Source organism: Microtetraspora niveoalba (assembly GCF_001570405.1).
GTDB classification, from domain to species: Bacteria; Actinomycetota; Actinomycetes; order Streptosporangiales; family Streptosporangiaceae; genus Microtetraspora; species Microtetraspora niveoalba.
The window spans coordinates 1-9456 of the sequence record NZ_BBYM01000073.1; the positions used below are offsets into that span (position 1 = coordinate 1).

At 71.7% G+C, this 9456-nt stretch carries 8 protein-coding genes; 4 read left to right on the top strand and 4 right to left on the bottom strand.

The window, feature by feature from the left end; translation table 11 throughout:
* Nucleotides 1-170 precede the first annotated feature (170 nt).
* A complete protein-coding gene (locus AWQ70_RS39705; protein ID WP_157530944.1) occupies nucleotides 171-377 on the bottom strand; it encodes a hypothetical protein in 207 nt (68 codons plus the stop codon).
* 116 nt (nucleotides 378-493) lie between these two features.
* Here AWQ70_RS39705 and AWQ70_RS36885 point away from each other — a divergent pair, with 116 nt between their 5' ends.
* On the top strand, nucleotides 494-2836 hold the full coding sequence (locus AWQ70_RS36885) for an AAA family ATPase (protein WP_067186851.1): 2343 nt from the start codon (nucleotides 494-496) through the stop codon (nucleotides 2834-2836).
* Nucleotides 2837-2943: 107 nt separating this feature from the next.
* Nucleotides 2944-4692, top strand: a complete 1749-nt coding sequence (locus AWQ70_RS36890) for an ABC transporter family substrate-binding protein (protein WP_067186853.1) — start codon at nucleotides 2944-2946, stop codon at nucleotides 4690-4692.
* A gap of 191 nt (nucleotides 4693-4883) precedes the next feature.
* Here the strand turns inward: AWQ70_RS36890 and AWQ70_RS36895 are convergent, their stop codons facing one another.
* Together AWQ70_RS36895 and AWQ70_RS36900 are read right to left on the bottom strand one after the other, a co-directional pair.
* Entirely contained in the window at nucleotides 4884-6455 is a 1572-nt protein-coding gene (locus tag AWQ70_RS36895) for a hypothetical protein (RefSeq protein ID WP_169808804.1), read from the bottom strand.
* A 146-nt stretch (nucleotides 6456-6601) separates the two neighbouring features.
* Nucleotides 6602-6847 carry a hypothetical protein gene (locus tag AWQ70_RS36900; protein WP_067186855.1) on the bottom strand — a complete coding sequence of 82 codons (246 nt, stop codon included), beginning with the start codon at nucleotides 6845-6847 and terminating at the stop codon, nucleotides 6602-6604.
* 130 nt (nucleotides 6848-6977) lie between these two features.
* On the opposite strand from AWQ70_RS36900, the gene AWQ70_RS36905 reads away from it, so the two are divergent.
* Together AWQ70_RS36905 and AWQ70_RS36910 are read left to right on the top strand one after the other, a co-directional pair.
* Complete coding sequence (locus AWQ70_RS36905; RefSeq protein ID WP_067186858.1) at nucleotides 6978-7544, top strand: HhH-GPD-type base excision DNA repair protein; 567 nt, start codon at nucleotides 6978-6980, stop codon at nucleotides 7542-7544.
* A gap of 359 nt (nucleotides 7545-7903) precedes the next feature.
* Nucleotides 7904-9094, top strand: coding sequence for a PAS domain-containing protein (locus AWQ70_RS36910; protein WP_281197196.1), 1191 nt, complete (start codon nucleotides 7904-7906; stop codon nucleotides 9092-9094).
* 56 nt (nucleotides 9095-9150) lie between these two features.
* Here the strand turns inward: AWQ70_RS36910 and AWQ70_RS36915 are convergent.
* The coding region (locus AWQ70_RS36915; RefSeq protein WP_174552462.1) for a transposase at nucleotides 9151-9456 on the bottom strand (306 nt) is incomplete at its 5' end.

A 9456-nucleotide genomic window follows, 5' to 3' on the forward strand; every position in this document is an offset into this window, starting at 1 on the left:
GCCCGGGCGGGCCGCGCGTGGTGGAGCGGCCGTCCCGGGCCGTGGCGCTCCGCGCTCATCGCGTGCGAGCCGTCCGCGGGGACCCGGCTCCCCGGCGACGCCTCGCCCTCCACCGGCGTCAGCGACGCGGTACGGCACGCCGCCGCCTATTCGAGGAGCGTGGTGCTCGCCTACGTCCAGCGTGGCTGCCCGAGGGCGCTCGCGGTCAGCGCGGTGACCTCGGTGAGCGCGTCGGGCGAGCTCAGGCTGATCGCGGGCGACGAGGCGTGGGAGGCGGTGGAACGCGACCCGAGGGTCGTCCTCTTCGTGGGCGACCCCCGGTTCTGGGCGGAGGTGCGCGGGGTCGCCGTCCCCTCCGGCGACGTCCTGCGCGTCACGCCCAAGCGGGTCCTTATACGGGAGTACCCCGGCCGCCACCAGGCTCGCACCCGTTAGATCCACCCATCGCGCGGTCACGTGCGGTATAACCGGGGGGCGAACCGGGGAGGCGTTGATGCGGGACTCCGACAGGGCCCAGCCGGCGGGCAGCGCCGGGGCGCGGGATCTGTTCGAACAGGTGCGGCTGCGCTATTTCCAGCTTCCTCCCATGGCGCGGCGCGTGTTCTTCGGCGGAGCCCTGGTCGCCGCGATCGGCGTCGCCGCCGCCATGGGCTGGCCGCTGCTCACCACGTTCTTCACCACGATCGTGGTCCTGGCCTTCGTCGCGCTCGCGCTCAGCTATCCGCGCGCCGCGGCGACCGCGCTCGTCCTCGCCGGGTGGGGGCTGCTGCTCCCGCTGTTCCTCGGCGCCTTCGGTGGCGCGCAGGCCGCCGCGCCGTACCTGCTGCTGTTCCTGGCCGTCCCGGTCGCGGGCGCCGCCCACCTCATCCGGTGGGTGCCCCCGTGGCTGACCACGCTGGCGGCCCTGGCCCCGGCCGCCGTCGTGGCCTTCGCGATCTCCCCCCTCTCCGCCACCGTCGCCCTCTGGGCCGCGTACGGCACGGCCTGCGTGGTGCTCATCTACCGATTCGCGCTGGCGAGAAGGGTGCGCGCGCTCCTCGCCGCCCAGCCCCCGGGCGGCGACGTCCAGGTCAGGCAGCGGCTGCGGGTGGGCGGCCACCAGCACGCGCCCGGCGAGGCGGGCCCGCCCCCGCCGATCAGCGTCGAGCAGGCGCTGGGGGAGCTGGAGGCGATGATCGGCCTGGAGCCGGTCAAGGAGCAGGTGCGCGCCATCGCCGCGTCCATCGAGGCGGCGCGGCTGCGCAAGGAGGCGGGGTTCGCCAACGAGCCGCCGATGCGGCACTTCGTCTTCGTCGGCCCTCCCGGCACCGGCAAGACGAGCGTCGCCCGCACCCTCGCCAAGATCTTCTACGCGTTCGGCCTGCTGGAGACGCCCTTCGTGGTCGAGGGCCAGCGGGCCGACCTGGTCGGCGAGTACCTCGGCGCGACCGCGATCAAGACCAACGAGCTGATCGACCGGGCGCTCGGCGGCGTGCTGTTCATCGACGAGGCGTATGGCCTGATCAACTCGGGCGACGGCCAGCCCGACCGGTTCGGAGCCGAGGCCGTGCAGACGCTGCTCAAGCGGGCCGAGGACGACCGCGACCGGCTGATCATCGTGCTGGCCGGCTACGAGAAGGAGATGAGCGCCTTCCTCTCCTCCAACCCGGGCCTGTCCAGCCGGTTCGCCACACGCGTGCGGTTCCCCGGCTACACCCCGGCCGAACTGCTGGAGATCACCGAGGCACTGCAGGCCAGGCGGGGCGACCGGCTGGCCCTCGACGCGCGCCCCGTCCTGCGCGGCCTGTTCGAGGACGTCCACCGCCGCGGGCTGGTCGACGAGCTGGGCAACGCCCGCTTCGCCCGCACCCTCGCCGAGGCCGCCGCGCAGGCCAGGGACGTACGCGTGGTCAGCGCCGGGGGAGCGCCGCGCGGCGAGGACCTGGTGACGACCACGGCCGACGACGTGACCCGGGCGTTCGACGAGATCACCGCCAGGTTCCGCGGATACCAGGCCACCCCCACGCTGGAGGAGGCGCTGGCCGACCTCGACGGCATGGCCGGGCTCGAACCCGTGAAACGGCAGGTGCACGCGATCGCCGCCCAGCTCAAGGTGGCGCGCATGCGCCAGGAGCAGGGCCTTCCGGTCCAGTCCCAGATGCGGCACTTCGTCTTCGCCGGGCCGCCCGGCACCGGCAAGACCACCGTCGCCCGCATCCTGGGCCGCATCTTCTCCGCTCTCGGGCTGCTCGCCCGGCCCGACGTCGTCGAGGCGTCCCGCGCCGACCTGGTGGGCCAGCACCTCGGCGCGACCGCGATCAAGACCAACGAGCTGGTCGACCGGGCGCTCGGCGGCGTGCTGTTCATCGACGAGGCGTACGGCCTGGTCAACAACGGGTACGCCGGGGGAGACGCCTTCGGCGCCGAGGCCGTGCAGACGCTGCTCAAGCGGGCCGAGGACGACCGCGACCGCCTCGTCGTCGTCCTCGCCGGATACCAGAGGGAGATGGACGCCTTCCTGTCCACGAACCCCGGGCTCGCCTCGCGGTTCAACCAGCGCGTCGCGTTCCCCTCGTACGCGCCGGACGAGCTGGCCGAGATCGCCGAGCTGCAGGCGGCGCGCGCGGGCGACAGGTTCGACGCGTCCGCGCGCAGGGACCTCGCCGACGTCTTCGACTGGGTCTGCCGCGAGGGTCTGATCGACGGGCTCGGCAACGGCCGGTTCGCCCGCTCCCTCTACGAGCGGGCCGCGATGCGGCGCGACGTGCGGCTGGCCGCGCAGGGCTCGGCCAACACCGCCGAGCTGACCACGATCATCAGCGACGACGTGCGCAGCGCCGTCGACGAGCTGTCCTGACCCGGTAGCTTCCCTGTTCGTCCCACCTACGGCGCGGGGGCTCGCCTCGGACGATTACGGACTGCTACAAAGCCGGTGCAAGCTGTGACCGTTTGGGGAGGAACGCCGTGCAGGCACGATGGCTGGCCGCGCTGATCGCGCTGATCGTTGTGGAGACCGCGACGGCCTGCTCGGGCGGGCCCGGCGGCGACGCCGCCGGGAGCGGCGCGCCCGCCGCCTCTCCCAAGGCGTACGACATCAACCCCGTCGCCCGGGACAAGGTGAAGGACGGCGGCACCCTCAACTGGGGGATGTCCGGGTTCCCCAGCCAGTGGAACGTCAACCACGCGGACGGCGACACCGTGGAGGCGTGGTCCGTCATCGGCGCGCTGATGCCCACCGCCTTCCGATCGGACGAGAAGGGCCGGATCTCCCTCGACCGCGCCTACGTCACCCGGGCGAAGGTCACCCGGACCACGCCCGACGAGGTCGTCACGTACACGCTCAACCCCAAGGCCCGCTGGTCCGACGGGCAGCCGATCACCTGGCGGGACTACGCCGCCCAGTGGAAGGCCATGAACGGCCACGACCAGGCGTACGGCGTCTTCGCCGGATCCGGGTACGACTCGGTCAAGAGCGTCCGTAAGGGAGCGAACGACCACGAGGTCGTGGTCACCTTCGACGAGCCGTTCGGCGAGTGGCGGGCGCTGTTCTCCCCGCTCTACCCCCGCTCGGCCAACGCGTCCGCGAACGCCTTCAACACCGGCTGGGTCAACCGGATCCCGGTGACCGCCGGGCCCTTCAAGGTCGAGAGCCTCGACAGCGCCGCCAGGACCGTCACCCTGGCGCGGGACACCTCCTGGTGGGGCGACCGGGCCAAGCTCGACCGCATCGTGTTCCGCGCCCTGCAGGGCAACGCCCTCGTCAACGCGTACAGCGGGGGCGAGCTCGACATCTTCGACGCCGGCCTGTCGCCCACCGCGTACGACTGGGGCAAGGGCGAGCCGACCGCCTCGGTGCGCCAGGCGGGCGGCACGGACTTCCGGCAGATCACGCTCAACGCCGAGAGCGGGGCTCTGTCCGACGTCCGGGTCCGTCAGGCCATCGCCGTCGGAATCGACCGCAAGGCCGTCATCGCCGCCGACCTGAAAGGGATGGGCTGGCCGGTGGTGCCGCTGAACAGCCACTTCTACATGCACGGCCAGGGCGGCTACCGGGACAACGCGGGCTGGCTCGGCGCCCACGACCCCGCCCGCGCCGGCCGGCTGCTCGACGACGCGGGCTGGACGCTGACCGACGGGGTCCGCAAGAAGAACGGCACGGAGCTCGCGCTGCGCTACCTCATCCCCTCCGACGCGCCGGTCGCCCGCGCGGAGGCGGACGCGGTACGCGCCTCCCTGGAGCCGATCGGGGTGAAGGTCGACGTCGTCACCGTGCCGGACGCCGACTACTTCGACAAATACATCGTCCCCGGGCAGTTCGACCTGGCGGCCTTCGCCTACGCCGCCTCGCCGTACCCCGTGTCGGCCAACTACGGCGTGTACCTCGACGCGGCGACGGACTCCTCGGGCGGCAAGCGGGACGGCAAGCGGGGCGGCGAACGGTCCGGCGGAAACGAGGACAAGCAGTGGGACGCCAACCTCGGCCGCGCCGGCAGCCCCAAGATCGACGCCGCGCTGTTCACCGCCGGGGCGCAGCTCGACCGGGGCAAGGCGGCGGCCAAGCTCAACGCCGCCGACCGCCTCATCTGGCAGCAGGCCACCGTCCTGCCCCTGTTCCAGCGCCCGCAGACCGTGATCGTCAGGTCCGCCCTGGCCAACATCGGCGCCACCGGCTTCTACGACCTGAGGTACGCCGACATCGGATTCACGCGCTGAATCGCCCCGCTTCGCTCGGCGGGCTCGGGGTGCCTTCAGGCGATGTCTTCACTCGTCTCTCGGGGCTGTGCTCCATCGCCTCGCTTCGCTCGGCGGCTCGGGGCGCCCGAAGTCGGGTCGTGCCCTCCTCGCTCGGGGCTCGTTCCTCGCCCGCTCGCTCGTCGGTTACCTCACCGCCGCGCCCCTCGCGGTCAGGGGGACGGTTCGTCGGGGATGTCGGCGATGTCGTCGAGGGCGGCGGCCAGCTCGTCGGGGTGGTCGCCCATCCGCTCGGCGATCTCGATGAGCAGGTGCAGCACCTCGTGCCGGTCGTGGCCGAGATCCATCAGCCGCTGGGCGGCCTCCCACATCTGCGGGGGGTCGCCCTCCCAGAGCCGGGTCGCGATCTCCTCGTGCCAGGCGAGGTGCTCGTCGAAGTCGGGCCGGTCGCGCTCGCCCGCGTGATCGATCTCCAGCAGGATGCGTCGGTCACCGTCGTCCGCCGGGTTGAGCGTGTCCAGGATGATCGAGCCGTGCACGCCCTCCAGCAGCGGGAAGGCGAAGGCCCGCCGGGCCAGCGCCGACAGGTCGCCGTCCGGCAGCAGCCGCTCCACCAGTGTCCGGCCCAGGCCGAACGTCGTCGGATCGCGGTACGCCTCGGTGAACCGGGCGGTCGCCTCCCACACCGCGTCCAGCGTCTCCCGGATGCCCTGCTCCGGCAGCCCGGTGCGCGGACCGGCGAACCTGACCCACGCCGCCAGCGCGTGCGGCATCGCCTCCTGCTCCGCCGGACGCAGCATCACCTTCCGCGGCAGCCAGTCCAGCAGGAACGTCTCGCACTTGGCGGGGCTCACCCGCAGCGGCCGCCCCAGGTCCTGATCGCACCCGTAGTCGATGATGTGGTCCGCGCAGCGGGACGCCGCCGACGGGTCCGAGAGGTTCTCCGCCGCGTCCGAGGCGAGGAACTCCGCCGCGAGCATCGCCCGCCGGTCCCTGCTGTACGGCGCCTCGCTGTGCGGGGGCGCGGGACGCTTGCGGCCGGGCGGGAGCGCCTTGATCCGCGAGCGCGCGAACGCGTGGTAGGCGCTGTACCCGTCGCCGACCAGCCGCGGCGCGTTCCGGCCGCCCCGGCCGAGCGAGTCCCGCGTCGCCTTCATCGCGAACTCCAGCAGCGCCCGCGCCTGCTGCGGCTCGATCTCCTCGAACCGGAGCATCGGGTTGACCGCCGCCTCCAGTTCCGCCTGCTCCAGCAGCTTGTCGACCTGGGAGGAGACCCACGCGTCACGGGCCATGCCCCGCATGTTGTAGTCGACGACCACGACCAGGGCGTGCCGGTCCTCGCCGTTGTAGGCGAAGGTGCACACCACCGTGTCCTGGTCGCCGTAGACGTCCCTGGACACGTAGCACCCGGACGGCTTGACCGCGCCCACCCGGTCGGCCCACCGGGGGCGGGCCACGTCCGACTCCATGAGGGCGAGGGCGGCGCCCTCCGCCTTGGCGGCCTGGCGGGCCGTGCCGAGGTAGGCGACCGAGATCAGCAGGGTGAGCGCGGCGGGAGTGCCGGCCTTCGCGGCGTAGTCGACCAGGCCCTCTCCGAGGATCTGCTCGACGTCGCCGCCGCGCAGCCGCCGCCCCCACCAGGCGCCCAGCATGTCCGACACCATGAGCTCCGCGTCCAGCGGGCTCCGTACGGCGAGCAGTTCACGCGCGGCGAGCAGCATCTCGGCGAAGACGTCGTCCGGGGTCTGCGTCTCGCGCGGATCGCGCCGCCTGCGCCCCCTCATCGGGCCGCCCCGCCGCGTCCGAAGTCGCGCGAGCCCGGCCTGCGGTGATTGTCGGGGAGCTCGCTCACGGAACCCACCTTCTCGCATTCCCGGGCCGATCGGCATCCGGAACACGGCCTGGTGACTTCCCCGTTATAAGCGCGGCCCTAAAACGCCCGGGAAGGCGGCGCCGAGTTGACCATGGCGAGCAGGTGCTCGCGGGCGATCCATTCGACGGTCGCGGGCGTAGCGCACAGCCCGAGATGCTCGGTGCAGGCCCAGACGTCGGCCACGCAGCGGGCCACCGTCTCCACCGGCACGCTGAGGAACTCCGCGGCCAGGCGGGCGCTGACCGGCTCGAGCAGCGGCGCCGGCGGGCGGCCGCCGCCGACGCGTGTGGCGAGTACTGGCATCGTCGCATTCCTCGCTGAGTGACTACCCCGGCGGTCTCCACGCCGGAAATGACAGGGACCGGCCGCTTTCATTCCATAACTTTCCGCAGAGGTGTCAACCCCTCACGGAGCTCCGTGCAAAGCTGTCCCCATGCGTATCCAGCTCGCCCAGCGGCAGGACGCCGACGATCTGCTCAGCCGGAGTTCCCTGGCGCTGCTCGTCGGCATGCTGCTTGATCAGCAGATCCCCATGGAGTGGGCGTTCGCCGGCCCCCGCACCATCGCCGAGCGGCTCGGGCATGATCTGGACGCGCGGGAGATCGCCTCCTATGATCCTTCGGAGTTCGCGGCACTGCTGGCAGCCAAGCCGGCCGTCCACCGGTATCCGGGCTCCATGGCGGGCCGGATCCAGCGACTGGCCGCCTATTTGGTCGAGCATTACGATGGCTCGGCCGACAGGGTGTGGGAGGATGTCGACGACGGTGCCGAGTTGCTACGCCGCCTGCTGGCGCTGCCCGGGTTCGGCAAGCAGAAGGCACAGATCTTCCTCGCGCTGCTCGGCAAGCAGCTCGGGGTGCGCCCGCCCGGATGGCGCGAGGCCGCCGGGCCGTACGGCGCGGAGGGCACCCACCTGTCCGTCGCCGACGTCGTCGACTCCGAGAGTCTCGGTCTGGTGCGGGCCGCCAAGCAGGAAGCGAAGAGGTCCGCCAAGAAGTAAGCCGGATCCTGCTGCGCGAGATGGCACCTTTTGACAGGATGCGTTGACCGCATGCCGGGCGGGGCTTCCGTCCGCGTATGCCCATCGCCGATGATGTAGGGCAGATCCTGCGCTACAGGGAGTGTCTTATGGATCTTGCGGTAGCGACCGGCGGCCGGACGGGTGCATCCCGGAGCGGAGGAGGCGAGCATCACGGAGTTGTGCACGGCCGCGGGCATGACCAGGCCGTTTGGCGCCGAGCCGGCGTCACGCGGTAGGCAGAAGATCAGGACACGACCGTAAATCACAGTTATGGAGATGTGCCTCGTGGGAGACCCTGGCACGCGACGGAGGTGCCGACCGTGAGCGCCGAAACCTCCGTGCCCCGTCCCCGGGAGTCGGGTTTGGACATCTCAGACTCCGGCCTCTTCCGTGGCCTCATGTCCGAGGCTCCTTTCGCCTTCGCCTTCTTCGACCCGTCCGGGCGATTTGTCCGTGTCAATTCGACCTTTACAGAGCTGACCGGCCACCCTGTCGAGCGGCATCTGGAGATGACGCCCGGCGACCTCCTGTCGGCCGACCTCGCCACGCTGATCGACTCGGCGCTGCGCCGGATCGGCGGCGAGGGCCTCCCGGTCACCGACCAGCGCATCAGGACCCGAGCCGAGAACGGCGACACCCGGCACTGGACGGTGTCGTTCTTTCCCATGCGCGAGGACGACCTCCTCCTCGGCACCGCGCTCTTCGGCGTCGACCTGACCGAGCGTCAGCAGACGGAGGAGGACCTGCGCCGCAGCGAGGAGCGCTACCGCTCACTGGTCGAGTCGCAGCAGCAGCTCGTGTGGATCACCTCGCCCAGCGGCGTCGCGGTCGAGGACGCCCCGCAGTGGCGCGCCGTCACCGGCCAGGGGCTGGAGGAGTACCTCGCCCACGGCTGGCTCGACGCCGTGCATCCCGACGACCGCCCCGGCGCGGAGGAGGCGTGGCGGGAGGCGCTGCGCGGCCGGACGATGTTCGAGTGGAGCTACCGCGTCCGCACCCGGGCCAGCGGTTACCGGCACTTCGAGGTGCGAGCCGTCCCGATCATCCGGCACGGCCGCGTGATCGAGTGGGTGGGCGCCAACTCCGATGTCACGCCGCAGCGCGAGGCCGAGGAGATGCGCGGCCGGCTCACCGACCAGCTCGGCGCCGCCGCGCTGCGCACCGCCCGGCTCCAGGGGGCGACGGCCCTGCTGGCCGAGGCGCTCACGGTCGAGCAGGTGGTCCAGGTCATCATCGACGTCGGCCGTACGGCTCTCGCCGCCGACCACTCGGGCGTCGCGCTGCTCGACCAGGACCGCGCCAGCCTGAACGTGATCAACAGCGGGGGCGTCCCCGACGCGCCCGGGATCTCGGGCGACGAGATCGCGCTGTCCACCACCAGCGTGATGACGATGGCGGTGAACAGCAGGCGCCCGGTGTTCGCCGAGTCGCCACAGAGCCTGCGCAACCAACTCGTCGACGCCGGAGTCGAGGACGAGCGGATCGCGGAGTTCCTCGACGGCACCGACGAGCGGGTCACGTCCCGCTGAATGGTGTAACTCCAGCCGATCATGTGAGGTCGGCGAGTTGTATCGGAACGTTGTGACTATGACGCGGCCAGCGCGGTCGGCGCCAGCGGTTCGCTCATATCTCCGCTCGGCTCGCTGGTCGGTGCGGCGAGTTGGGCCATCGATCCCTCCGAGAGGTAGCGGCGGTCGCTGACCTGCCATTCATCGTGATGTTCGGCCAGCACCGCGCCTGCTAGGCGGGCGAGGGCTGCGGGGTTGGGGAAGACCCCGACGACGTCGGATCGGCGTTTGATCTCCCGGTTGAGCCGTTCCAGGGGATTGGTCGACCAGATCTTCTTCCAGTGCTGGGAGGGGAAGTCGGCGAAGGCGGTGATGTCGTCGGC

Coding starts and splice junctions, on each gene's coding strand:
- AWQ70_RS36885 (WP_067186851.1), top strand. CDS start 494: ATGCGGGACTCCGACAGGGCCCAGCCGGCGGGCAGCGCCGGGGCGCGG.
- AWQ70_RS36895 (WP_169808804.1), bottom strand. CDS start 6,455: ATGAGGGGGCGCAGGCGGCGCGATCCGCGCGAGACGCAGACCCCGGAC.
- AWQ70_RS36900 (WP_067186855.1), bottom strand. CDS start 6,847: ATGCCAGTACTCGCCACACGCGTCGGCGGCGGCCGCCCGCCGGCGCCG.
- AWQ70_RS36905 (WP_067186858.1), top strand. CDS start 6,978: ATGCGTATCCAGCTCGCCCAGCGGCAGGACGCCGACGATCTGCTCAGC.